Origin of the sequence: Xanthomonas hortorum pv. cynarae, from assembly GCF_002939985.1 — a bacterium.
GTDB lineage: Bacteria > Pseudomonadota > Gammaproteobacteria > Xanthomonadales > Xanthomonadaceae > Xanthomonas > Xanthomonas hortorum_D.
On sequence record NZ_MDFM01000014.1, the window covers coordinates 114,680 to 139,947 of the forward strand.

Here is a 25,268-nt window from a genome sequence, read left to right on the forward strand (position 1 = left end):
CGGAACAGGATTCGGGATTGGAGATTGGGGATTCGCAAAAGCTCAGGGTTGGCGCGTCGTTGCCAATCCCGAATCACGCATCCCAAATCCCTGCTACTTATCCATCTGCAAGACAGCCAGGAAGGCCTCCTGCGGAATCTCCACGCGGCCGACCTGCTTCATGCGCTTCTTGCCTTCTTTCTGCTTTTCCAGCAGCTTTTTCTTGCGCGAAACGTCGCCACCATAGCACTTGGCCAACACGTTCTTGCGCATCGCCTTGACCGTGGAGCGCGAGATGATCTGCGCGCCCACGGCGGCTTGAATTGCCACGTCGAACATCTGCCGCGGGATCAATTCCTTCATCTTCTCGCACAGTTCGCGGCCGCGCCGATCGGCGTAGCTGCGGTGCACGATGATGCTCAACGCGTCGACCTTGTCGCCGTTGATCAGCGTGTCCACACGCACGAACGGGCCAGCATCGAAACGCAGGAAGTGATAGTCCAGCGAGGCGTAACCGCGCGAGACCGACTTGAGCTTGTCGAAGAAATCCAGCACCACTTCGGCCATCGGCAACTCGTAGCTGATCTGCACCTGGCTACCCAGGTAATTGATGCCGATCTGGCTGCCGCGCTTTTCTTCGCACAGGGTGATGATGTTGCCGACGTAATCGGGCGGGGTGAGGATGTTGGCGCGGATGATCGGCTCGCGGATCTCTTCCACATGGTTCAACGGCGGCAGCTTGGACGGGTTGTCCATCGGGATCACGCTGCCGTCGGTCTTGAGCACTTCATAGACCACGGTCGGCGCGGTCGAGATCAGATTGAGGTTGTACTCGCGCTCCAGCCGCTCCTGCACGATTTCCATGTGCAGCATGCCCAGGAAGCCGCAGCGGAAGCCGAAGCCCATCGCCTCGGAACTTTCCGGCTCGAAACGCAGCGCCGCATCGTTCAGACGCAGCTTGTCCAGGGCTTCGCGCAGGTCCGGATAATCCTCGGCATCGACCGGGAACAGGCCGGCGAACACGCGCGGCTGCATTTCCTGGAAACCGGGCAGCGCATGCGGTGCCGGGTCGGCCGCCAGGGTCAAGGTATCGCCGACCGGTGCGCCGTGCACGTCCTTGATCGAGGCGTTGATCCAGCCCACTTCGCCGGCGCCCAACGCGGGCAATTCCTTGCGCTTGGGGGTGAACACGCCGACCTTGTCGACCAGATGCGTGCGGCCGGTGGACATCACCAGGATCTTGCTGCCCGGCTTGATCTCGCCCTGCATCACGCGCACCAGCGACACCACGCCCAGATAGTTGTCGAACCAGGAGTCGATGATCAGCGCCTGCAGCTTGTCGGTATCGCGCGGTTTGGGCGGCGGAATGCGCTGCACGATCGCTTCCAGCACCAGATCGACGTTGAAGCCGGTCTTGGCACTGACCGCCACCGCGTCTTCGGCATCGATGCCGATCACCGCTTCGATCTCGGCCTTGGCGCGCTCGATGTCGGCGGTGGGCAGGTCGATCTTGTTGAGCACCGGCACCACTTCCAGGCCCTGCTCGACGGCGGTGTAGCAGTTGGCGACCGATTGCGCTTCCACGCCCTGGGCCGCATCCACCACCAGCAACGCGCCTTCGCACGCGGCCAGCGAGCGGCTGACTTCATAGGAGAAGTCCACATGCCCGGGGGTGTCGATGAAGTTCAGTTGGTAGACCTGCCCGTCCTTCGCCGTGTACGGCAAGGACACCGACTGCGCCTTGATCGTGATGCCACGCTCGCGCTCGATCGGGTTGGAGTCGAGCACCTGGGCTTCCATCTCTCGCGCCTGAAGGCCGCCGCACAGCTGGATGATCCGGTCGGCCAGGGTGGATTTCCCGTGGTCGACGTGGGCAATGATGGAGAAGTTGCGGATATTCCGCATTGAATCTGAGGACATTGAGGTGGGCGCCGGCGGTGCCGTCGTCAGGGTAACGCAGCATTATCGCACGCTTTGGGGCAGGGATTAGGGAGTAGGGATTGGGGATTCGAAAAGGCAGAGCAAGAGCAAGCACCCGCGAGCGAGAGCCTGCTCTTGCCAATCCCGAATCACCAATCCCGAATCCCGGCCTCCCTCAGCCGCCAGCCTTCAAAGCGACATAGCTGGTGGCCTTGCCGTCGGTGACCAGCAGCATGACCACATCGCCCTTCTTGACACCGGCCAGCGCGCGGTTGATGTCGGCGACGCTGCCGACCTTGGTGCGACCGACACGCGCGATGATCAAGCCCGGCGACAACGGCGGCTGGGTGCTGCGCGCTGCCGCGCCGGTGACCGAGGCGATGCGCACGCCCTCGCCCGCTTCCAGGCCCAGGCGACTGCGCTCGGCGGCGGTCAAATCGGCGAGCTGAAGCCCGAGCAGTTCCACGCTGGCCGGTGCGCTGGGCTTGCTGTCGTCGGCAGCGGTGCGCGGTGCGGCGTTGCCGGCCGGGTTGTCCAGCGTCGCCAGGGTGACAGTCACCTTGCGCGGCTTGCCGTCGCGCAGGACATCCAGCGTGACCTTGGTACCCGGCGCCATCAGGCCGATCATCGGTGGCAGATCGCTGGCCGCCTCGATCGGCTTGCCGTTGACGGCGGTGATCACATCGCCCACTTCGATCCCGGCCTTGGCGGCCGGGCTGCCGGCGGGAATGTCGTTGACCAGCGCGCCGCGCGTGTCCGGCAGGCTAAGGCCCTGCGCCTTGAGCGAATCGATCGGGCCGACCGCCACACCCAGCATGCCGCGACTCACATGGCCGGTGGCCTTGATCTGTTCGGCAGCACTGAAAGCCAGATCGATCGGGATCGCAAAACTGATCCCCATGTAGCCGCCCGAGGCGGAGAAGATCTGCGAGTTGATGCCGACCACTTCGCCACGCGTGTTGAGCAGCGGGCCACCGGAGTTGCCCTGATTGATCGCCACGTCGGTCTGGATGAAGGGCACGTAGCGCTGATCCGCATACGGGTTGCTGCGACCGGTGGCACTGACGATACCGGCCGTGACCGAGTGATCCAACCCGAACGGCGAGCCGATCGCCACCACCCACTGGCCCGGCTTGAGCGAATTGGAATCGCCCAGACGCACGGTCGGCAGGCCCTTGGCCTCGATCTTGAGCAGCGCCACGTCGAACTGCTCGTCGCTGCCGACCACCTGGGCCTTGAACTCGCGCCGGTCGGTCAGCTTGACGGTGACCTCGCTGGCGCCATCGACCACGTGATGGTTGGTCAGCACATAGCCATCGGCCGAAATGATGAAGCCCGAGCCCATCGACTTGCCGGCAATGCCGCCATCGTCATCGCCCTGGCCTGGGCCACCCGGCCCCTGGCGCGGCCCACCCGGCATCTGGAAATCCGGCCCGAAGAAGCGGCGGAAGAACTCCGGCATCTGCTCATCACCCGGCATCGCGCCGCCTTCCTGCCCACCCGGCCCACCGCGCCGCTGGCGCGCCATGGCGTCCTTGCGGGTGATGGTGGTTTCGATATTGACCACGCCCGGGCCGACCTGTTCGACCAGATTGGTGAAGTCCGGCAGGCCCGCCACCAGCTGCGGCGCCGGCGTGGCGCTGCGGTTGGCGGCAATCGGTGCGGCGTCCTTGGCCGCGGGCGCGGGCTGCTGCGCGCAGGCGGCCAGCGGCAGGGTCATGGCGATCAGGCCGAACATCTGGGTGCGGATGCGATGGTTCATCAGGATTGCCTCCGATGGCAGGGCGACAGGGGCCAAAGCCCCTGCCTTTGCAGGGGTCCGGCACGATAACGGAAGGGAGGACGCCGAACCGATGAAGGTCGGCGGCGGTATCAGTCTTGCGGCGGCTGCACCGGCAGCGGCCGGCTCGCTGCCGGGCTGGCAATCGCTTGCGGCGCAGGCTCGAACGGATAGAACGCCGGACCCTGGCGGCCTTGACTGAAGCTGGCATTGAGCGGACTTTCACCAGCGCCGGACAAGGCCGCGCGGGGCCAGGGCCGCGCCTGCAAGGTCATCTCGGAATGCGTGAACGGGTTCGACGGCGTGGCCGGACGCACTGCTGGAGCAACCGGTGCCGGCGTGGCAGCGGCCACCATGCGGGTCGGCGCCTGCTGCTGGCGGGCAGCGACACTGCGGGCCGCCTGCTGATTGCGCGTGGCCGCACCGCGACGGGCAGAGGCCAGCGCCGCGGCAGGCACCGCTGCAGCAAGCGCGACAGCCTCGTCGGGTGTGGCCGGATCCGGTGTCGCCGGCGCTTTCGGCGCTGCCGACGGCTGCACTGCGGCGGGCATCTGCGCGGCCGAGGCGAACACCGGCACCTGGGCGGCAGGCGGCGCCGTCTCGGGCAAACGCTCGCGCGCCATGAACAAGGCGATCGCCGCGACCGATGCCGCAATCGCCGCGCCACCACCCCAGCGCCAGCGCGTCGCCGGGCGCGTAGAGGGTTGCGACCGTGGAGCGGGCTCCTCGGCGATTGCAGTGCGCACACGCGCTGCGAAGTCCAGCGGTGCCGGCGCACTGGCTGCGCCGCGCAGCACATCGCCGCACAGCTGCCAACGTTCGTGGCAACCGGCCAGCTCGTCGTCGTGCGCCAGACGGCGCAACAAGAAGCGAGACTCGTCGGCGTTCAATTCGCCATCCACCAGCGCAGACAACTGCTGGCGATAGTGAAGCTCGAACTTGTCGGTGGTGGACATCACAGGGGTATGGCTCATACGCGGTGTCGCTCACGGGTAGCGCTTTCGGTCTCCAGCAGAGGCCGCAGCTCGATGTCGATGGCCTCGCGCGCCCGGAAGATGCGCGAGCGCACCGTTCCGATCGGGCAATCCATTTTTCGCGCGATTTCGTCGTAGCTCAGCCCATCCACCTCGCGCAGGGTGATGGCCGACCGAAGTTCTTCCGGCAGGGATTGGACCGCACGCATCACCGTTTGTTCCAGCTCCTGTCGCATCAATTCGCGCTCCGGGGTGTCGGTGTCGCGCAAGCGGGTCGCCCCATCGAACTGCTCGGCATCGCTGATCTCGATGTCGTCGGTGGGCGGACGCCGGTTGTGCGCAACCAGATGGTTCTTGGCAGTGTTCACGGCAATGCGGTGCAACCATGTATAGAACTGCGAATCGCCGCGGAAACTGTTGATCGCGCGGTAGGCGCGCACAAACGTATCCTGGGCCACGTCCTGACATTCGCTCCAATCGGCGATGTAGCGCCCGATCAACGCAACGATGCGGTGCTGGTATTTGCGCACCAGCACATCGAACGCTGCGCTCTCTCCGCGCTGCACACGCCGGACCAATTCCAGGTCCAGCTCCTGAGGTGTATCGACTTCGGCCATGTCGGGCCGCACTCCTGTCAGCCCACCGAAGTCGGGCAATGAGACCGCCATTGAAAAGAAAAGTTCATACCGATCCGTACGATCGTCACGCATCAGGGTAGCGGCACCGATGCGCCGCTGGCGACGCCTCGCACCAAGCGCACGCGGCCCTGTCGACAGGTATGGGTATTTGACGTGAAGGAAACAACCTCTGGATGATAACGATCTTTCCTTATATCTCCGGACGGCCAGACGCATGCTTCCAGGTTTCGACGGGCTCCGATTCAGCCATTGGCAGGCCGACCTGCGCGAGGACGGCGTGGTCGTGCTCAGCCTTGATCGCCAAGGTGCACCGGTCAACGCGTTTTCGCAGGAGGTGCTGCTCGAACTGGGCGCACTGGTTGAGCGACTGGCGCTGGAGCCGCCCAAGGGCGTGGTGCTGCGCTCGGGCAAGGCCAACGGCTTCATCGCCGGCGCCGACCTCAAGGAATTTCAGGAATTCGACCGCAAAGGCACCGTCAACGACGCGATCCAGCGCGGCCAGAGCGTGTTTCAGAAGCTGGCCGAACTGCCCTGCCCTACGGTCGCGGCGATCCACGGCTTCTGCATGGGTGGCGGTACCGAGATCGCGCTGGCGTGCCGTTATCGGGTGGCCTCCGACGATGGCAGCACGCGCATCGGCCTGCCGGAAACCAAGCTCGGCATCTTTCCAGGCTGGGGCGGCAGCGCCCGCTTGCCGCGTCTGATCGGTGCGCCGGCGGCGATGGATCTGATGCTGACCGGCCGCACCGTGTCGGCTAAGGCCGCGCGCGCGATGGGCCTGGTCGACAAGGTCGCCGCGCCTGCGGTGCTGGTGGATGTCGCCGCCGCACTGGCGCTCACCGGCAGCAAACGCCCGTTCAAACAACGCGCCACTGCGTGGGCCACCAACACCTTGCTTGCGCGCAAGCTGCTGGCGCCACAGATGCGCAAACAGGTCGCACGCAAGGCGCGCAAGGAGCATTACCCGGCGCCGTATGCGTTGATCAACGTGTGGGAACGCGCCGGTGGCAGCGGCATCCAGGCGCGCCTGGCCGCCGAGCGCAAGGCGGTGGTGAAACTCGCCAGCACACCGACGGCGCGCAACCTGATCCGCATCTTCTTCCTCACCGAGCGCTTGAAGGCGCTGGGCGGCAAGGACGCTGGCGCTGCGGCGCTGGCCCCTATCCGCCATGTCCATGTGATCGGTGCCGGCGTGATGGGCGGCGATATCGCTGCCTGGGCCGCCTACAAGGGCTTCGAGGTCACGCTGCAGGATCGCGAGCAGCGCTTCATCGATACCGCGCTGACGCGCGGCGGCGAGTTATTCGACAAGCGCGTGAAAGACGAGGCCAAGCGGCCGGCAGTGGCAGCGCGCCTGCGTGGCGATCTGGCTGGCGCGGGCGTGGCGCAGGCGGACCTGGTGATCGAAGCGATCATCGAAAATCCGCAGGCCAAGCGCGATCTGTATCAGTCCATCGAGCCGCAACTCAAGCCCGACGCGTTGCTGACCACCAACACCTCGTCGATTCCGCTGACCGAGTTGCGTGGACACATCCAGCGTCCGGCGCAATTCGCCGGCCTGCACTACTTCAATCCAGTGTCGATGATGCCGCTGGTCGAAATCGTGCAGCACGACGGGCTGGATCCGGCCAACGTCGAGCGCCTGGCCGCGTTCTGCAAGGCGCTGGACAAGTTCCCGGTGCCGGTTGCCGGCACACCCGGCTTCCTGGTCAATCGGGTGCTGTTCCCGTATCTGCTCGAGGCGGCCACCGCGTATGCCGAAGGCGTGCCGGGCCCGGTGCTGGACAAGACCGCAGTGAAGTTCGGTATGCCGATGGGGCCGATCGAACTGATCGATACGGTGGGGCTGGACGTTGCTGCAGGCGTAGGCGCGGAACTCGCGCCCTTTCTGCACCTGCCGATTCCTGCGGCACTGGCCACCGTGGAGCCCGGCAAGCGCGGCAAGAAGGACGGCCAGGGGTTGTACAAGTGGGATAACGGGCGCGCGGTCAAACCCGAGGTCGCCAGCGGCTACGCGGTGCCGGCGGATCTTGAGGACCGCTTGATCCTGCCGCTGCTCAACGAAGCGGTCGCCTGCCTGCACGACGGCGTAGTGGCCGATGCGGATCTGCTCGATGCCGGCGTCATCTTCGGCACCGGCTTTGCCCCGTTCCGTGGCGGTCCGATCCAGCACATCCGCAGCGTCGGCGCCGACGCGCTGCTGGAACGTTTGCAGGCACTGCATGCGCGTTACGGCGATCGTTTTGCGCCGCGCCCAGGTTGGGATTCGCCGTTGTTGCGTGAAGCGGTGGCGTGACACGCTGACTTCAGCTGCGACTTTGAGCAAACGCGCAGCCGAGCCGCTAGCGGCGATCACACGGCATGAGGTCGTGGAGTAGCGCGTCATCGGCGGCGCATGTCGCAAGCAACAAAAAAGAACGGCGAGCTAAGGCTCGCCGTTCTTTTTTACACAGTCACGAAGCGACTCAGAAACGCAGACCCACACTGGTGAAGAAGTAGCGGCCGGCTTGGTCGTAACCACCGAGCGAGTTGCCGTTATAGGTCAGGCTGCCACCCACCAACGGCGGTTCCTTGTCGGCGATGTTGTTGACGCCCAGCGTCCAGGTGACGTAATCGCCCAACTGCATCGAACCGGAAAGGTCGAAGTAGTTGTAGGCAGAGACCTTGTTGTCCTGATTGACCAGGCGCACGTCGGTGGTCCCCGGCGTGCCGTCGGTATTCTGATAGTCCAGCTCACCGATATAGCGCCAGCGCAGACTGACGGTGTAGCGATCGAAGTTGTAGCGCGTGCTCAGCACATGCCGCCACTCGGCACTGTTGCACGCTACGTTGACCACGCCCGCGCAGTCGTAGGTCACGTCCTGCACGCCCGGAACCGGCTCGTATTCCTGCTTGAGGGCATAGCTACCCATCATCGAGGCAGTCAGGCGGCCCGGGCCGACACTCCATGCATACGACGCAGTCAGATCGACACCCTGGAAGTGCAATGAGCCGAAATTGTCCTGGGAATTGAAGATCAGACCGGAGATGTCTGCATCGCTGCCGCGGAACAGATCGCCTGTCGTGGCATTGCGGCGGACGCGGCTGCAGATATCCGCATTGCCGGTCACACCGCAGGCCGTCAGGATGTTGGATGAGCCGATCGACCGGATCGCATCGTCGATCTTGATGTCGTAGTAATCCACGCTCAGATCGAGCCCCTTGATCGGGCTGGCAGCAAAACCGAAGGTCCAGGTGTTGGCCGTTTCCGGCTGCAGTGAAGCATTACCGCCGCCGATTTCGTTGTACTGCCCCGCTGGATTTGCTGCAACGCGGCCGTACTGCGCCGCCGTCACGCCGGTGTTGGCGCACTGGGCCTGGGTAAATGTCGGATTGGCGCCAGCGCAGGGGTCGCTACCGCTCCACAAATTGATTGTATTTTCGTTGTACAGCTCGGTGACGTTCGGAGCGCGGATCGCACGGTTCCAGCCTGCACGCAGGTGGTATTTACCGTCGACAAACGTCGCACCCAGACCGACCTTGTAGGTACTGACGCCACCGGAGATGTCGTAGTCCGAGTAACGATAGCCAAGCTGCATGTCGAGGTTGTCCAGGCTGCCTGCCTTCGCCAACAACGGCACCGCGCCTTCCAGAAACAGTTCCTTGACACTGATGTCGCCGGATACATTGGAAGTGGGACCGCCCAGACCGGTGAAGTTGCCGGTCTGCATATTGCTGTCGGCCACCCGCTTGAAGGTTTCGCTGCGGGTTTCCACACCACCGACGACGCTGATCGGGTTATCGCCGGCCCACGGCAGGCTATAGCCAAAGTTGCCGGTCACGTAGGCGTTGAACACGCGCATCGAGGTTTCGTAATTGACGATACCCACGCCCTGCAGGGCTTCTGCCTCGGCTGCGGTGACGCTATCGTTCCACACGCTGTACGGCACGCAGCCGCCGAACGAGCCCGGCTGGCAGCCCAGCAGTGCATCGCGTACGCGGGTGGTCACGAAGTCGTTGATGTTCTCGGACTTGGTGGTGCTGCGGTTGTAGGTGAACGACGCGTCGTAGGACCAGTTGTCGTTGATATCGCCCTGCGCACCGCTGGTGATGCTGAAACTGTTGCTGTCCGAATTGGTGATACGCGGGCCGCCTTCGACGTTGCGCTTGGCGACATACACAGTGAATTCGTCATCGGTGATGCCGACATCGTTACACAGGCTGCCAAGCACCGACGTGCCGCAATTGACATTGAGATCGGTAAAGAACGCACCCGATGGCGCAATCTGCGTCGAACTCTTGCGGTTGACGAACAAGGTTTCGAGGTAGGGCTTGAAGTGCTCGTTCACTTCGTACTTGAAGCTGCTGCCGGCGGTATAGCGCGTATCCGGGCGCTGGTAGTAATTCACCGGCGCAAAGTTGTAGAGATTCGGAGATGCAACCTGCGACCAGGTGCCGCCTGCGGAAGGCTGCACGTAGAACGCACCCGCAGACGGGGCGACGACGTAGAAGTTTGCCGGGTCGGCGGTGGCCGAGCCGCCGCAAGCAGTGCCGCGATTGCTCAATGCACACGCAGAGTAATCGCGCTGCCCCTGCAGCAATGGATCGTTTTCGCGCCAGGTTGCCCATGCGGTGGCGTGACCCGATTCGCCGAAGCTGCCGCCGATGGCCAGGTCTACATTGCGGGAGATACCGTCGAAGCCGGAATTGCCGGTCGGATAATCGTAACCGGCATCATCCATCAGACCACGCATCAACTTGTTGCCATTGTCGTGCTGGTAGGCGTTGTAGCCCATGTCGACACTGACGCCTTCGAACTCGTCGTCCAGCACGAAGTTGACCACACCGGCGACGGCATCCGACCCGTATACCGCAGAGGCGCCGCCAGTCAGGATATCGACACGGCGCACCAATGACGCGGGAATGATGCTGATATCCGGGCTTTCGCCGATACCCTTGGGAATGCGCCTGCCATTGACCAGGGTCAAGGTGCGCTGCGCACCGAGGCCGCGCAGATCGACCGTTGCATATCCGGCCGACCCATTGTTGGCGAAGTTATCGAAGGTGGCAGCGAGTTGCGGATATTGATTGATCAGATCTTCGACCTTGGTCGAGCCGGAGTATTGGAATTCTTCCTTGTTGATTTCTGCCACCGGACTGGAGGCGGTCATTGTCTGGCTCTTGATACGCGTGCCGGTGACATTGACCGTGTCCAGGCTCTTGGCATCCAACGAAGGCTGCTCCTGTGCCATGACGGTTCCCGACAAGGCCAGCGCAGCAGCGCCAACCGTGAGCGACACCCTGATGGCATCGCGCAACTTGGTGGTCTTCAATCTCATCTTTCTCTCCGAAAGTCCGAACGGGGGAAAGCAGCGCAATGCGTCGGCATCTGAAGTGATGCGAGCGCGGATCGACTGCGACATCGTTGGCGAACGCATTCAAACTGCGTAGCCACACTGGCAAACGGCCGGGCGAAGAGCGCTCCGAAAAACGTTGCCAACCCGATGTTAAGACGATGTTGACGAAAGTTAAAGCGCCATTCACAAATGCTCTGAATAGGTGCACTGAAGCCCCAAAAGAGTGCGCCCGTCACGGAAAAACCGCCTTGATGCACCTCTATGACCTGTAGAGGCTGGTCTCCGTAATCGTGGTTATATCTATTCCATACAGGCTAAAGCTCGCTTCCGCGTGCCAGTTGGGCTTGTTGGTAATTGATGGCGAGTCCCTAAAAACTGAAACTCAAGACACGCTCACACCCGCCGCTTGAAACCGCTTCACTAACGGAGCGAGCTCGTTCAAATGCCGCCGAGAACTGTGCACAGAGCGTTGATGGACCTCGCCACGCACCTGCGCAGCGCTGGCAGTGACAAACGCCACGTCCTTCAATTCGGACGTATTTTCATTCGATGAAAGTCCACACCACGTCAGCACCCGCGTGATCTGATGCTCGGTATCGCGCACCAGATCTTCGTAATGCACATCGAGAATTTTCTCGGGCAGCACCGTATGCCAGTGGCGCATGGTCTGCTGGTACGCAAGGTAATAGTCGCCAAGCTCATCGAGCGCGTATGAAAACGGATAGGCGTTATAGAACAGGGTCTTGTACATCGCATAGCACGTGTCCAGCGGATCGCGCACCAGATGGATGATGCGCGCCCGCGGCAGCGCGGTCGCAATCATGCCGCAGTAAAGGTAATTGACCGGCATTTTGTCGATGAGTACCGGATGGTCATGCACCACTTCGCGAGCGCCGCGCAGATACTCTTTGCCGACTGCTGCGAAATCGATCTTCAGCGATGCCTGCGCCGCTGTCAGGCCGGGATTGCTCGCCATCACGCCAGAGGTGGCGCTTCCAAGAACTGCTCCGAAATCCATCAATTCGCCTGCAGAGCGCGCGCCTATGCGTTGTATGAGCAGTCGTTCCAACAAGGTGGTGCCTGACCGCGGCAGGCCGACGATGAAGATCACGCCCTCACCGTCGTGACCCGGCTGCAACGTGCGTAGGGCATCCGCAGCATAGGCTTGGCGCACCGCAGCGATATGCACACACTCGGCGGTTACGTCGTACTGCAAGGTCTTGCGCTTGCATGCCGCTGCTGCGGTCAATGTTTCGAAGGATTGTGCATGTTGCCCAAGATCTTCCAGTTCCTTGGCCAAGGCGTACAGGCCTGCGGCCCTGGCAGATGGCTCCGATAGCGTGGTTGCCAGCCGGTGACGCAGGTCGTCCAGATGGTTGTGCTGCCCGGTCTGCCGCCGGAGCGTTGCGCGCAGGTACAGCGCATCGCCAGCATTTGGGGCAAGTTGCAACAGCCGCTCCACGGTGATCTCAGCGGCATCGAATTCGCCACCGAAGAACTGCATGGTCGCCAGGTCGTACAGCAAGGAGGGCTGGTCCCCCAGCAGCATCAGCGCATGCTGATAGGCGTCACGGGCTGCAGCCACGTCCTGGCAGCCACTGTACAGCGCGCCGATCCGCCACCAAGCATTGCCATCCGCTGCTGCCAGTGCCTGCGCTTGATGCGCGACCAACGCCGCCTCGCGGCGACGGCGCAGCTGTATCAGCAGGCTGGCATATTTGATCAATAAGGGAAGTGGCGACGATGCGACCGCTGCAGCGTTGGCGATGCACTCGGCTGCAGTGTGTGGATCACCGTTGGCCAACCGGGCCTCGCTTGCGAATTCGAGCAGGTGCGCGTTGTCAGGCCAGTCTGCGCAGGCGCGATCGGCCAGAGCAATTGCGTCGGCGTAACGGCCTTGACGCAGCAATTGATATCCGTCGCGCAAGAGTGCGCGCAGCTGTGTCTCAGTCAATCCATTCTCCCTGTTTGGTGCAGTGTGGCCGGTCATCTGGCTAGTCGATACGACGCGCGCGCAGCGCCACGCCGGCAGCGGTCACCAGCATGTAGCTACCCATTGCCGCCTTGCGAAGCACTATCACATCACCTTCGGCCAAATGGCCGCGGCTGCTTGCTTCTGTCAATGCCCAGCGCTGTTGCGTATCAAGAGACACCGTGCGGGTGCCATCTGCCTGATAGGTCACTGCAAGCACTGTTGCGCTCAGTTGCGCAGGCGAGGACCGTCTCGCCACCGCCGCAGCAGATACTTCATCTGCGCTATGACCAAACTCGCGCACGCCCCTGCTGGCTTCTGCGGCCCGTACCGCCTGCGCTGGCGGGAAGCTGGCGTCGTAGCAGGCCAGCCGCGGCAATGGCTCCAGTACCGACGCGCATCGATGCGTTGGAGTCTCCTGAGCCACCACACCCCACGTGCAGCACATGATTGCCAGCCCACACAGTCTCCGCTTGTGCATTTGCGCATCTTCAATCGTCGGTTGCGCCTGAGCATACAAGGCAACCGGACGGCGGTGGAGAGACAGGCCGGCGCTGTTTTGCCTGGCATCGATTGAACAGGCTGCAAGCGCCCTTTAAGCTGCGGGTCTGAACTGACGCACCGCCTCGCAGGATTACGCCTTGAACATGTCTTTGCAGCAGGCCGCACAACTACTGCAGCAGGGCCAGTTGCAGCAGGCGATCGTGGCGTATCAGCGCGTGCTGCAGACGCAGCCGCGCTCGGCCGATGCCTGGTACAACCTGGGGTACTTGTTGCGCCGGACCGGCAATGCGTCCGGTGCGCTGGACGCTTATGCGCAGGCATTGGTCTGTGGCGCAACAGCGCCCGAGCAGATCCACCTCAATCGCGCCGCACTTTATAGCGACCATCTCCATCAGGAGGCCGCGGCGCTGCGCGAACTCGACCTGGCGCTGCGCTGTCGGCCCGACTACGCTCCGGCGCTGCTCAACCTGGGCAATCTGCACGAGGAACTCGGCGCACGCGATCAGGCGATTGCGGCCTATTGCCGACTTGTCGCTCTTGTCGATACCGACGCAGCTACGCACGCGCTGCAACTGCAAGCCACTGCACGCCTGCTGCATCTGGAGCCGCCTACCCACGCCGAGGACATGCGTCTGCTCACACTCGGGCAGGCAGTCTCGGCACCCGACCAGGATCCGGAGCTTGTCGCCAGCGTGCTGCATGCGCTGGCCCACGCCTACGACCGTCTCGGTCTGCACGCGCGCGCTTTCGATGCAGCAAGCGCCGGCAATCGTCATGCTCATGCACAGGCAAGGCGCTACGACCCGCTCCGGACACAACAACATTTCGACCATATCGCGCAGGTATTTGCCGCAGCCGATGACGCGACCACCCTGCTGCCAAAGGTTGCTGAGCACGACACGGTGTCTCCGCTGTTTATCTGCGGCATGTTCCGCTCCGGCTCCACCTTGATCGAGCAGGCCTTGTCGCGCCATCCCTGCATTGCGGCGGGCGGTGAACTGGATGCGCTGCCACGACTGGTGGCACAGTCGCTGTCGCCGTTTCCGCAAGCCGCACATGCGCTGCCCGCTCAAACCCTGGCGCAGTTGGCAGCACGCTATCGGCAACGTGTGGCAGCTGCCGTTCCCGAGCAGGCACGCCTGCGCTACATCACCGACAAGCGACCGGATAATTTCCAGCTGATCGGTTTGATCAAGCAGCTGTTTCCTGCCTCCAGGATCGTGCACACGCGTCGCCATCCGCTGGACAACGGGCTGTCGATCTTCATGCAGCAGCTCAATCCGCATAGGTTTGGCTATGCGGGTCGGCTGGAGGATATCGGCCATTTCTATGCGCACTATCAACGGTTGATGGGGCACTGGCTATCGCTGTATCCAGACAGCATCCACACCTTCGACTATGACGCATTCGTCGCCGCGCCAGAACCGACCTTGCGCGCCTTGCTGGACTTTCTGCAGTTGCCCTGGGAACCGGACTGCCTGGACTTTCACCTTGCGCCTGGGGCAGTGAGAACCGCCAGCTACTGGCAGGTGCGTCGCCCCTTGCATGCGGATGCGTCTGGGCGCTGGCGACACTACGCTGCGCAACTTTCTCCTTTACGCGCCGCGCTTGCCCAAGCCGGCATGACGCTTGCCGATTGAACCTAGCTGTCTTCAACCAGCGCGGTAGCGCGCGATGGCGGTTTCCATGGCATTGACCATACCGCGCTCTTCCTGGGTCAGCAGCGGGTTCCAGATATCGAAGATCAGTACCACGCGCGCCCGAGAACTCTCGTTGCGCGCCTCATGCTCGATCGAGTCGTCAAACACCAGTACCTTACCGACCTCCCAGCGCCGCCAGTCATAACCCACGCGAAAACTGCAGCCTTCCGGCACGATCAACGGCAGATGCGCCACCAGACGCGCATTGGTTTCGCCATGATGCGGCGGAATCACCGTCTGCGGCGCCAGCACCGAAAACATCGCGTTGGGACACACGCCGTCGATCTGCGCGGCGTCGACCAATGACAATGCGGCTGCAGTGGCGGGACACCGCACGAGATGCTCCTGCACCGGCTTGCCATGGGCCCAGAGCGGATAGGAACTCCACGCAGGCGAATGATTGAGGTCTTTCCATTGATTGACCGGCTGATCAGGCGCGTAGGCGATATAAGGGGCGAATCCGCTTTTATCGTCGTGCATGACCGCATGCAACTCCTGGGCGATTGCGTCGGTCTGGTCCTGCACCGCATCGATCCACGGGAAGGCTTCCGTTGCATGAAACGGCAAGGCCGGCAATCGCGGCACATACAGGCGGTTGGATTGGGAATGGAAGGGGCGACTGCGCCCGCAGGCGATCGCTGCGGCCTCGTCCCAGCGTCCCTGTAGCGCTGCATCCACCGCTGCACTTGGGCTCGCAAGCAAGGTCCGCAACTGCGTTTCCAGTTCCAGCGTGTCCTGTTCCACCGCTTGCTTGGCAAGGGCTAGCTTGCGACGTAACACCGCCGGCCATTGCGGTTCTGGCGGTGCCACTTTCAAAGCATCGCGATAGACCGCGGCGGCTGCACGTGGGCGACCGCGCGCTTCCAAAAACGCCGCCTTGGCCAGCAGGCCGGGCAGGAAGTAGGCATCCAGCGCCAAGGCAGTACCGATGGCCTGCCACTCGCCATCCAGGTCGCCCTGCGCCTGCTTCACCACCGCAATGGTCAGGACGATCATCGGGTCGCCTGGGCTGCTTGCGCGTGCGCCGCTCAGATACTCCAACGCTGCCGTTGTGTCGCCCCGCTGATAGGCGTGCACGCCCAGGCTATACAAGGCTTGTGGATGCGCAGGCGCCAATTGACGCACCTGTGCCCATAACTGCTCGGCCTGTTGCCATTGCCCCGCCGATGCCGCTGCACCTGCCTCGGCGATCAGCGCGGCGATCTGTTCGTTGGTCTGTTCGATCTGTACCGCCATGACACCCGCAGCCTGTCAGCCTTCCCCGGCTCGATCATACGGCTTGAGCGGCATCGCAACAGCCAGGCTGCTACGTAGCACGCCGCCTGTGCGCGACCTGCACACGCTGCTGTGAGCGACGACCTGCCAGCGGCACCGCTTCCGGATGCTTACGCCCTGCAACAAAACATCAATGCGAGTGGCCGCCGTGAGTGCGCGCGTGCCCCTGGTGATCGTGCTCCGCAGCGTCTTTCGACACGCTTGGCGTCCCGCACGGCTCGGTGCCGCAGTCGCCGCTTTCCACCTGCATGGTGACGTGGGTGATCTCGAAGCGCTCGTGCAGGAGTTGGCCGAGCGCGTCGCGCAGGCGGTCGCGGTCGGTGGTTTCGCTGACCACCACGTGTGCGGTGAGTGCGGGCGTGCTGGAGGCCAGCGCCCAGACGTGCAGGTCGTGAACGTCTTCGACGCCGGGATAACTGCTCAGCGCTTGCTGCACCTGGGGCAGGTCGATGCCTTTGGGCACGCCTTCGAGCAATACATTGATCGCTTCGCGCAACAGCACCCAGGTGCGCGGCAGCACCCACAGGCCGATCAGCACGGCCAGCACCGGGTCGATCCACTGCCAGCCGGTCCAGCGGATCAGCAGCGCGCCGATGATCACCGCCACCGAGCAGAGCATGTCGCTCCAGACTTCCAGATAGGCACCCTTGACGTTGAGACTCTCGCCACTGCCGGCGTGCAGCAGCTTCATCGCGATCAGGTTGATCACCAGGCCGAAGCCGGCGATCCACAGCATGCCGCTGTAGGAAATATCCTGCGGCGCGCGAAAGCGTTGCGCCGCTTCCCACAGGATGTAAGCGCCGACTGCGAACAACAGCGCGCCATTGACCAGCGCGCCGAGCGCCTCCAGACGCACATAGCCATAGGTGCGACGCGCGTCGGCAGGGCGACGGCTCAGCCGCACCGCGACCAGCGCGATCATCAAACCCACGGTGTCTGTGGCCATATGCGCGGCGTCGGACAGCAGCGCCAGGCTGTTGGTGATGAACGCGCCGATGACCTCCGCCAACAGGAAGGTGGCAGTCAGTGCGAGCGCCCACCACAACGGTTTCTCGTGGCGGATGTCGCTGGGTGCGTGGTTGTGGTCGTGTCCCATGGATGCGTTGGCCTCGTGCGATGCGCGCACCTTAGGCGCACGCGATGGCGGAGACTATTACACCTGGGCGTGATGACATCACATCACGTGGGCGCGGTGATGTGCCTTATTGCCCACAGGCCGGGTGGCAACTTGGAGCGGCTAACAAAAGCTCTCGAACGCCGCAGCGATGGCGGCAACGTGCTGGCCACACTGCCTTCGTTGACGAGTGGAGTGATGTCGGTAGTGGCAGTGACATTGCTCGGATCGAGAGGAGCCGATCAGACCGCACATCATCGGACGGCCGCACTGCATGCACTACTTGCCCTGCTTGCCCTGCTTGCCCTGCTTGCCCTGCTTGCAACCATGCACACCGACACTCTCGACTGGTCCTTGCCCGCTCACCGTCGCGGGACCTTACGCGGCATGGATGCCGCGTAAGAGCCTACATGGACGTACTTGCGGCGTGTCCCGCGATGGTGGGCGGGCAAGGGCCCTGCAGCAAACCCACAGATCATCCGCTCTGCCTTGCGGCGTGTCCCGCGACGCTGGGCAGGCAAGGGCCCCGCAGACAAGCCACAGATCAGCCGCTCTGCCTTGCGGCGTGTCCTGCGATGGTGGCCGGGCAAGGGCCTCGCAGACAAGCCGCAGATCATCCGCTCTGCACCCGACGCATACCCGTTCGATCACCTATCAAAACAGATGCGAGTTACACCAAGACGGATACGAGTTACAACGCCGGCGACGCCCACCTGGTGGTGGGCGTAGTAGCTCTATTAGCCACTCTCAGACCTTGGCAACCAACTTGATCACGCTGGAAAAATCCAGCGCACCGTTACCGGCCTGGCTGTTCATCGCGTACAGATTGCGCGCCAGCTCGCCGAGCGGAATCGACACGCCCGCCTGCACTGCGGACTCAGCGACCAGCCCCAGATCCTTGAGCATCAGATCGTTGCCGAAACCGCCGCTGTAGCCGCGCGAAGCCGGTGCGTTGGGCAACACGCCCGGCCAGGGATTGCAGACTTCGGTGGCCCAGCTGCGCCCGGTGCTGACCGCCATCATCTGCGACAGCACCGCCGGGTCCAGCCCCTGCGCGACGCCCAGCGCCAGCGCCTCGCCGGTGGCCGCCATGATCACGCCCAGCGCCATGTTGTTGCACAGTTTGGCGACCTGGCCGGCGCCGCTGGCGCCAACGTGGAAGATGTTCTTGCCCATTGCCTGCAGCACTGGGCGGGCGCGCTCAAGCGTCTCGGCTGCACCGCCGACGATGAAGGTCAGCGTGCCGGCCGCCGCGCCCGCGGTACCGCCAGAAACCGGCGCGTCCAGCATCGCCAGGCCACGCGCCTGCGCTGCGGCGGCGACCTTGCGCGCGGTAACCGGTGCAATGGTGCTGCAGTCGATCACCAAGGCACCTTCTGGAATCTGCGCCAGAATGCCGGCCTCGCCGAAGTACAGGCCTTCTACATGGCGGCTGGCCGGCAGCATCGAGATCACGATCTCGGCGTCGGCCAAGGTGTCGTGCGCCGAGCGTGCGGCATGCGCGCCGGCTGCCGCAGCGGCGTCCAGTGCGGCAGGCACCAGATCGAAAACGCGTAGCTGGTGCCCGGCCTTGATCAGGTTGGCAGCCATCGGCCCGCCCATATTGCCCAGGCCGATAAAAGCGATCTTGCTCATGGTGTCGGTTTCCAGGTTAGAACGATCATCGATCGTTAGTGCGGTCATGGATGGGCGGCTGGGTCGCAAGGCGGCCATCGCAAACTTCAGGCTTGCCGGTGCCAATGCGAACCTTGCGATTCCTCCGCCGCGTGCGCGTTGTGCTGGCCATCAACCGCATTTGCCAGCCACTCAGCGTTCACCGACCTCACGTACAGCAAGATCGGCAAGCGGGTGCTCTGCGGCCGGCCAGGGAGATTGAAAAAATGCAGCAGCCCATTGCGCATCCGCTTCTTCCAGCGAGGCAGGTTGCCATCGCGGCTGGCGGTCCTTGTCGATCAGCAGCGCGCGGATGCCTTCGGCAAAGTCGCCATGTGCGGCGACATGCAGCGCCGCCACGTATTCGGTGCGGAAGGTGTCGGCCAGGGTGCTTGTAGCCGGATGACGTTGCAGCTCCCAGGCCAGTCGCGCGGAACTGGGCGCACCAGCTGCGAGCGTTGCGCGTGCGGCTTGCAACCAGGCGTCTTCGCTTTGCAGTGCCAGGATCGTAGCGACCACCTCTTCCAGCGTGTCGCCCGCCACCAGTTGCTCGATCAAGGCCGCATGCACTTGCAAGGGGCCGGGCTCCAGAGCTTGCGCAATGCCGTGCAAAAACGCGCTGAGTTGGCCGCGGTCGTCCTGCACATTGTCCGTCCAGGCGTGCGCGCTCAAAGCATCCAGCACGGCGGCATATTGCGCGTGCTCCAGACGCACATCCGCCAGACCCGCGTAGATAGCGTCGCTCGCATCCAACGGAGCACCGGTCAGTGCCAGAAACAATCCGGCAGCGTGCGGCACACGGCGCAACAACCAGCTGCCACCGACATCGGGAAACAAGCCGACGCTGATCTCCGGCATCGCCAGACGCGAGCGCTCGGTGACCACGCGATGGCTGGCGCCGGATATCAGGCCGATGCCACCACCCATGACAATACCGTGGCCCCAACACAGCAGCGGCTTGGGATAGGTATGGATGCGATGGTCGAGCCGATATTCTTCTTCGAAGAACGCAGCGGCGTGCGCATTGCCTTGCGGTTGCGCGATGCGTTCTTGCGCATCCGGCACAGCCTCGCGATGCGCGCGCATGCTCTGGTACAGACCATGCAGATCGCCGCCCGCGCAGAACGCTTTCTCGCCGGCACCACGCAACACCACACAGGCAATCTGCGCATCGTCGGCCCAGACGCGCAGCTGCGCGTCCAGCAGGCGCGTCATCTGCAACGACAGGCCGTTGAGCGTCTTGGGCGAGTTCAAGGTGGCGACGCCGATGCGATGCCCGTCCGCGCAATCGCGTTGCTCGAACAGCACCGGTGCCTCTTCAGTTGCGTTGACATCCACCATCAGCCATTGCTCCACTGCGGCGCGCGCTTCTCAAGAAATGCCGCGACGCCCTCGGCCTGATCGGCTTGCTCGAACAGATCGACAAAGGCTTCGCGCTCGGCAACCAAGGCCGCAGCGTGCGTGCCATGGCGGGTGGATTGCACCAGGCGCTTGCAGGCCGCCACGCTCACCGGGCTCTGCTTGCCGGCACGCTGCGCCCATGCAACTGCCAGCGCGCGCGATTCGCCCTTGCCCACCACCTCTTCCACCAATCCGATACGGTGCGCGGTGGCGGCATCGATACGCTCGCCCAGCAGGATCATGCGCTTGGCCCAGCCCTCGCCGACCAGGCGCGGCAGGTTCTGGGTGCCACCCGCGCACGGCAGCAAACCGACGCTGGCTTCCGGCAGCGCCAGATGCGCCTGCTGCTCGGCAATGCGCAGGTCGCAGGCCAGCGCGCATTCCAGGCCACCGCCCATGGCATAGCCGTTGATGGCGGCGATCGACACGCCACGGAAGGCGCTCAAGGCCTCGAACGCTTCGCCGAAGCGACGCGCGGCCTCGCGTGCAGCGGCCTTGTCGCCATCGGCAAACTGTTTGAGGTCGGCACCGGCGCTGAAGAACTTTTCGCCCTCGCCGGTGATCACCAACGCATACACGCTGCGGTCGGCATCCAATGCATGCACCAGGTCGCGCAAGGCAGCCAGACTCCGCACGGTCCAGGTATTGGCCGGCGGGTTGCTCAACGTGACGATAGCCACATGCCTATCGCGCTCGACCTGCAGGCCGGTATGCGCGCGCCCTTCCCAATCGCTCATCGCAGTTCCTCCTCGCCGTTGAGCAGGTGCCGCGCAATGATCATGCGCATCACTTCGTTGGTGCCTTCCAGAATGCGATGCACGCGGCTGTCGCGCAGCAGGCGTTCGATCGGGTACTCGCGGATATAGCCGTAACCGCCGTGGATCTGCAGTGCGTCGTCGCAGATCGCAAAGCCGGCGTCGGTGGCAAAGCGCTTGGCCATTGCGCACCACACGGTGGCATCGTGACTGCCGGCATCGAGCTTGCGTGCGGCGGTATGCACCATCTGCCGCGCTGCCACCAACTGCGTGGCCATATCGGCCAACTTGAACTGCAGTGCCTGGAAATCGGCCAACTTTTTGCCGAACTGGCGGCGCTCGCCCATGTAGCGGCGGGCTGCATCCAGTGCGCCTTGCGCCGCGCCCAGCGAACACGCCGCGATATTGATGCGGCCACCGTCGAGCGCCTTCATCGCCATCTTGAAGCCCTCGCCTTCCTTGCCGAGCAGATTGCCGGCCGGGATACGTACATCGGTAAAGGTCACCCCGCGCGTGGGCTGGCTGTTCCACCCCATCTTTTCTTCCTTGCGGCCGTAGCTGATGCCGGGCGCGTCGGCCGGCACCACGAAGGCGCTGATGCCGCGTGCGCCATCGTCGCCGGTGCGGGCCATCACTACCAGCACATCGGTGGCGCCGGCGCCGGAAATGAAGGCCTTGCTGCCGTTGAGCACATACGCATCGCCATCGCGCTGGGCGCGGGTTTTCAACGATGCCGCGTCCGAGCCGGCACCCGGCTCGGTCAGGCAATACGAGCCCAGCTTGGCACCGCTGGTCATCGCCTCGCCCCATTGCGCACGCACCATGTCGTTGCCGTAGCTGGCGATCAACCAGGTGGCCATGTTGTGGATGCTGATGAAGGCCGAGGTGGACGGGTCGACCGTGGCCAGTTCCTCGAACACCACTGCTGCATCGAGCCGGCGCATGCCCAGGCCGCCCACGCCTTCGTCGGTGTACAGGCCGCAGAAACCGAGCTCGGCGGCCTTCGCGATCGCCTCGCGCGGGAAGTGACTTTCTGCGTCCCATTGCGCGGCATACGGGGCGAGTTCCTTGTCGGCGAAGTCGCGCGCGGCGGCGCGGAAGGCCTCCTGCTCGTCGTTCAAATCGGCCGCGTTGGGGTGTAGCTGGATGGCTGCATTCATGGCGATCGGATCACTTGAGAGAGATGGTGGTGTTGACGCCATGGCCAAGCGTCTGGTCGTCGAACCAGCGCGCGGTCACGGTCTTGGTCTGGGTGTAGAACATCACCACCTGCTTGCCGTACGGACACAGGTCGCCGAGCTTGGAGGCGCGCGAACCGGTGAACGAAAACAGCGGTACCGGCACCGGGATCGGCACGTTGATGCCGACCTGGCCCACATCGATGTCTTCCTGAAAACGCCGTGCCGCTGCGCCGGACTGGGTGAACAATGCGGTGCCGTTGCCGTTGGGATTGGCGTTGACCAGCGCGATGGCGTCGTCCAGCGTGTCTGCGCTCAGGATCACCAGCACGGGCCCGAAGATTTCTTCGTCGTAGATGCGCATGCCCGGAGTGACGCCGGAGAAGATCGTCGGGCCGACGAAATTGCCTTGTTCGAACCCCGTTACGGTCGGCGCGCGACCATCCAGTTCCAGCGTTGCGCCCTGCTCCACGCCGGAGGCGATCAGGTTCTCCACTCGCTCACGCGCCGCGCAGGAAATCAGCGGGCCCACGTCCGTGCCCGGCGCATTGCCCGCACCCAGCTTCAAGGTCTTGGCCTTGGCAACCAGCGCCGGAATCCATTGCTGCGCCTCGCCCACCAGCACCAGCGTGGAGGCCGCCATGCAACGCTGGCCGGCGGCACCAAAGGCGGCACCAACCATCGCGTTGAGGGTCTGTTCCTGATTGGCGTCCGGCAGCACCACGGCATGATTCTTGGCGCCCATCATGCATTGCACGCGCTTGCCGGCCAGCGATGCGCGGCGATAGACGTGCGTGCCGACCTTGGTCGAGCCGACGAACGACAGCGCCTTGATCTCGGGGTGGTCGCACAGTGCGTTGACCACCTCTTCGCCGCCGTGCACCACGTTGAGCACGCCCTTGGGAATGCCTGCTTCCAGCGCAAGCTCCACCAGGCGCATGGTCACCATCGGGTCTTGCTCGGAGGGCTTGAGCACGAAGGTGTTGCCGGTGGCGATGGCCATCGGAAACATCCACAGCGGAATCATCGCCGGGAAGTTGAACGGGGTAATGCCCGCGCACACGCCCAGCGGCTGCAGCAGGCTGTAGGTGTCCACGCCGTTGGCGACGTTGTTGGCCAGCTCGCCCAGCTGCAGATTGCCGATCGCTGCAGCGTGTTCAACCACTTCCAGCCCGCGGAACACATCGCCTTCGGCATCGGCCAGGGTCTTGCCCTGCTCGGCACTGAGCAGCGCGGCCAGCTCGGGCATGTGTTCGCGGATCAGTTGCTGGTACTTGAGGAAGACGCGCGCGCGGGTGCCGATGGGCGTCTTGCGCCAGTTGACAAAGGCACGGCTGGCGGCGGCCACTGCGGCGTCGACCTCGGCCGTGGTGGCGAACGGCACCTGCGCCAGCACCGACTGGTTGGCCGGGTTGACCACGTCCTGCCAGTGCGTGCTGGCGGAAGTGACGAATTCGCCATCGATCAACAGGGACACGCGGGGTACGGCTTCGCTCATTGCAGGTTCGCTCGCAGAAGGGTCGATGCAGATGCTTCGCATTGTTTGCACCCCTCGCCGGCATTCCCAGCCCCCAATTGCTTAATCGCGCTAAGCTGGTGGCACAATTTTGCGAATCTTGCGAATGCCACACACGCAGCCACCTCTGCGCCACCAGCTCGGCCTGCGCCTGCAGCGGCTGCGCCAGCGCCATGGCCTGACCCAGGCCGAACTGGCGCGCCGGCTGGCGTTGTCGCCGAGCTATCTCAACCAGATCGAGCGCAATCAGCGCCCGTTGACGCTGGCGATCCAGCAGCGGCTCAAGGCCACCCTGGGCGATCTCGAAGGCCTGCTGGACCTGTACGACCCCGCCGCGCTGGTGGAACCCTTGGACGAATCGCTGCGCAGCCTGGGCCACAGCCTGTCGGCCGCTGAACTGCGCGTGCTCACCGGCAATCTGCCGCAGGTGGCGCAGGCACTGCTGGATCTGCATCGCGCCCACAAGCGTCTGCAGGAGCGCAATGCCGCGCTGGAACTGCAGATCGGTGCCGACCACGCCGCACTGCCCTCGCTGGCGCCCGGCGAGCAGGTGCGCGATTACTTCAATCGCGCGCACAACTATTTGCCCGAACTGGATGAGCGCGCCGAAGCGCTGTATGCCGAACTCGGGCTGACCCCGGACAACCTTGCGCCGCGGCTGCGCCAACGCCTGGCCGATCGCCACGGCTTGTTGGTGCAGGACGCCACCGACCTGCTGAGCGACAAGCGCAGCGTGGATGCGCAGGCGCGCGTGCTATGGCTGCCTGCGCATCTGCGCCCCGGCCAACAGGCGTTCCAGATGGCGGCGCAGTTGGCGTTGCTGGAATGTGCGCCGCTGCTGGAGGCGCGCATTGCCGATGCCGGATTCGAAGATGCCGAGCGCATCGCGTTGTCGCGCATTGGTTTGTCGAACTATTTTGCCGGCGCCCTGGTGATGCCGTATGGCGAATTTCTGCACAGCGCGCAGACCTGCCGCTACGACATCGAATGGCTGGCCGATCGTTTCGATGTGGGCTTCGAGGCGGTCTGCCACCGGCTCAGCACCTTGCAGCGGCGCGGTGCGGCCGGCTTGCCGATCTTCTTCATGCGGGTGGACCGCGCCGGCAATGTGTCCAAACGTCACTCGGCCACCGACTTCCACTTTTCGCATGTCGGCGGCGCCTGCCCGTTGTGGATCGTCTACGAAGCCTTCAATCAGCCCGACCGCATCCTCACCCAGATCGCGCGCATGCCCGATGGCCGGCGCTATTTCTGGCTTGCGCGCCAGGTCAGCAGTGGCGCGCCCGGTTACGGCCGCCCGCGCAAGACCTTTGCATTGGCGATGGGCTGCGACCTGCGCCATGCCGATCAACTGGTGTATGCACGCGGCTGGGACCTGGATGCGGTGGACGATGCGGTACCGATCGGCCCGGGCTGCCTGACCTGCGAGCGCAGCGATTGCGTGCAGCGCGCGTTCCCGGCCTTGCCTCGATTGCCTGCCAGCGCGCGCTAGAGCGTGTTATGAACTTTGAAATAGAGCGGCTGCATTTCCAAGCATCAGGATCGTGAAGACGACAAAGTGCAAACCGGCCAA

The 25,268-nt window shown here is 63.9% G+C and carries 17 protein-coding genes; 3 read left to right on the forward strand and 14 right to left on the reverse strand.

Going from position 1 to position 25,268, the window contains the following annotated elements; all coding sequences use genetic code 11:
- Window positions 1–93: 93 nt before the first annotated feature.
- The 4 genes from lepA to rpoE all read right to left on the reverse strand — a co-directional run bounded on the left by lepA (window position 94) and on the right by rpoE (window position 5,270).
- The gene (gene lepA / locus XcyCFBP4188_RS11765) at window positions 94–1,884 is read right to left on the reverse strand and encodes a translation elongation factor 4 (RefSeq protein ID WP_006449892.1); all 1,791 of its coding nucleotides are present in this window, start codon (window positions 1,882–1,884) and stop codon (window positions 94–96) included.
- Between the two features lie 190 nt (window positions 1,885–2,074).
- Window positions 2,075–3,661, reverse strand: a complete 1,587-nt coding sequence (locus tag XcyCFBP4188_RS11770) for a DegQ family serine endoprotease (RefSeq protein ID WP_104592150.1) — start codon at window positions 3,659–3,661, stop codon at window positions 2,075–2,077.
- A gap of 110 nt (window positions 3,662–3,771) precedes the next feature.
- A complete protein-coding gene (locus XcyCFBP4188_RS11775) occupies window positions 3,772–4,653 on the reverse strand; it encodes a sigma-E factor negative regulatory protein (RefSeq protein ID WP_046932517.1) in 882 nt (293 codons plus the stop codon).
- The gene (gene rpoE, locus XcyCFBP4188_RS11780; protein ID WP_023903245.1) at window positions 4,650–5,270 is read right to left on the reverse strand and encodes an RNA polymerase sigma factor RpoE; all 621 of its coding nucleotides are present in this window, start codon (window positions 5,268–5,270) and stop codon (window positions 4,650–4,652) included. Before rpoE ends, XcyCFBP4188_RS11775 begins: the two co-directional genes overlap by 4 nt.
- A 235-nt stretch (window positions 5,271–5,505) precedes the next feature.
- On the opposite strand from rpoE, the gene XcyCFBP4188_RS11785 reads away from it, so the two are divergent.
- Window positions 5,506–7,587 (forward strand): 3-hydroxyacyl-CoA dehydrogenase NAD-binding domain-containing protein, encoded by a 2,082-nt coding sequence (locus XcyCFBP4188_RS11785; protein WP_104592151.1) that lies wholly within the window; start codon window positions 5,506–5,508, stop codon window positions 7,585–7,587.
- Window positions 7,588–7,756: 169 nt separating this feature from the next.
- Here the strand turns inward: XcyCFBP4188_RS11785 and XcyCFBP4188_RS11790 are convergent, their stop codons facing one another.
- From XcyCFBP4188_RS11790 to XcyCFBP4188_RS11800, 3 genes are all read right to left on the reverse strand, one after another.
- Window positions 7,757–10,609, reverse strand: coding sequence for a TonB-dependent receptor (locus XcyCFBP4188_RS11790; RefSeq protein ID WP_104592152.1), 2,853 nt, complete (start codon window positions 10,607–10,609; stop codon window positions 7,757–7,759).
- A gap of 400 nt (window positions 10,610–11,009) precedes the next feature.
- Window positions 11,010–12,581: a tetratricopeptide repeat-containing sulfotransferase family protein gene (locus tag XcyCFBP4188_RS11795; RefSeq protein WP_104592153.1), complete on the reverse strand. Its 1,572-nt coding sequence runs from the start codon at window positions 12,579–12,581 to the stop codon at window positions 11,010–11,012.
- Between the two features lie 40 nt (window positions 12,582–12,621).
- On the reverse strand, window positions 12,622–13,080 hold the full coding sequence (locus XcyCFBP4188_RS11800) for a hypothetical protein (protein ID WP_043908131.1): 459 nt from the start codon (window positions 13,078–13,080) through the stop codon (window positions 12,622–12,624).
- A gap of 160 nt (window positions 13,081–13,240) precedes the next feature.
- On the opposite strand from XcyCFBP4188_RS11800, the gene XcyCFBP4188_RS11805 reads away from it, so the two are divergent.
- The gene (locus XcyCFBP4188_RS11805) at window positions 13,241–14,743 is read left to right on the forward strand and encodes a tetratricopeptide repeat-containing sulfotransferase family protein (RefSeq protein ID WP_104592154.1); all 1,503 of its coding nucleotides are present in this window, start codon (window positions 13,241–13,243) and stop codon (window positions 14,741–14,743) included.
- Between the two features lie 12 nt (window positions 14,744–14,755).
- On the opposite strand, the gene XcyCFBP4188_RS11810 is transcribed toward XcyCFBP4188_RS11805, so the two are convergent.
- From XcyCFBP4188_RS11810 to XcyCFBP4188_RS11845, 7 genes are all read right to left on the reverse strand, one after another.
- The gene (locus XcyCFBP4188_RS11810; RefSeq protein ID WP_104592155.1) at window positions 14,756–16,039 is read right to left on the reverse strand and encodes an aspartyl/asparaginyl beta-hydroxylase domain-containing protein; all 1,284 of its coding nucleotides are present in this window, start codon (window positions 16,037–16,039) and stop codon (window positions 14,756–14,758) included.
- A gap of 169 nt (window positions 16,040–16,208) precedes the next feature.
- Entirely contained in the window at window positions 16,209–17,174 is a 966-nt protein-coding gene (locus XcyCFBP4188_RS11815) for a cation diffusion facilitator family transporter (protein WP_104592161.1), read from the reverse strand.
- Window positions 17,175–17,939: 765 nt separating this feature from the next.
- The gene (gene mmsB / locus XcyCFBP4188_RS11825; protein ID WP_104592163.1) at window positions 17,940–18,842 is read right to left on the reverse strand and encodes a 3-hydroxyisobutyrate dehydrogenase; all 903 of its coding nucleotides are present in this window, start codon (window positions 18,840–18,842) and stop codon (window positions 17,940–17,942) included.
- 156 nt (window positions 18,843–18,998) lie between these two features.
- Window positions 18,999–20,201 (reverse strand): enoyl-CoA hydratase/isomerase family protein, encoded by a 1,203-nt coding sequence (locus tag XcyCFBP4188_RS11830; protein WP_174705843.1) that lies wholly within the window; start codon window positions 20,199–20,201, stop codon window positions 18,999–19,001.
- Complete coding sequence (locus tag XcyCFBP4188_RS11835) at window positions 20,186–20,983, reverse strand: enoyl-CoA hydratase (protein WP_104592157.1); 798 nt, start codon at window positions 20,981–20,983, stop codon at window positions 20,186–20,188. The genes XcyCFBP4188_RS11830 and XcyCFBP4188_RS11835 overlap by 16 nt, the downstream gene beginning before the upstream one ends.
- Window positions 20,980–22,161 (reverse strand): acyl-CoA dehydrogenase family protein, encoded by a 1,182-nt coding sequence (locus XcyCFBP4188_RS11840; protein ID WP_006449182.1) that lies wholly within the window; start codon window positions 22,159–22,161, stop codon window positions 20,980–20,982. Before XcyCFBP4188_RS11840 ends, XcyCFBP4188_RS11835 begins: the two co-directional genes overlap by 4 nt.
- Window positions 22,162–22,171: 10 nt before the next feature.
- Window positions 22,172–23,677 carry a CoA-acylating methylmalonate-semialdehyde dehydrogenase gene (locus XcyCFBP4188_RS11845; RefSeq protein ID WP_104592158.1) on the reverse strand — a complete coding sequence of 502 codons (1,506 nt, stop codon included), beginning with the start codon at window positions 23,675–23,677 and terminating at the stop codon, window positions 22,172–22,174.
- A 124-nt stretch (window positions 23,678–23,801) separates the two neighbouring features.
- Between XcyCFBP4188_RS11845 and XcyCFBP4188_RS11850 the strand changes: the two genes are divergently transcribed.
- On the forward strand, window positions 23,802–25,187 hold the full coding sequence (locus tag XcyCFBP4188_RS11850; protein WP_104592159.1) for a helix-turn-helix domain-containing protein: 1,386 nt from the start codon (window positions 23,802–23,804) through the stop codon (window positions 25,185–25,187).
- Window positions 25,188–25,268 lie beyond the last annotated feature (81 nt).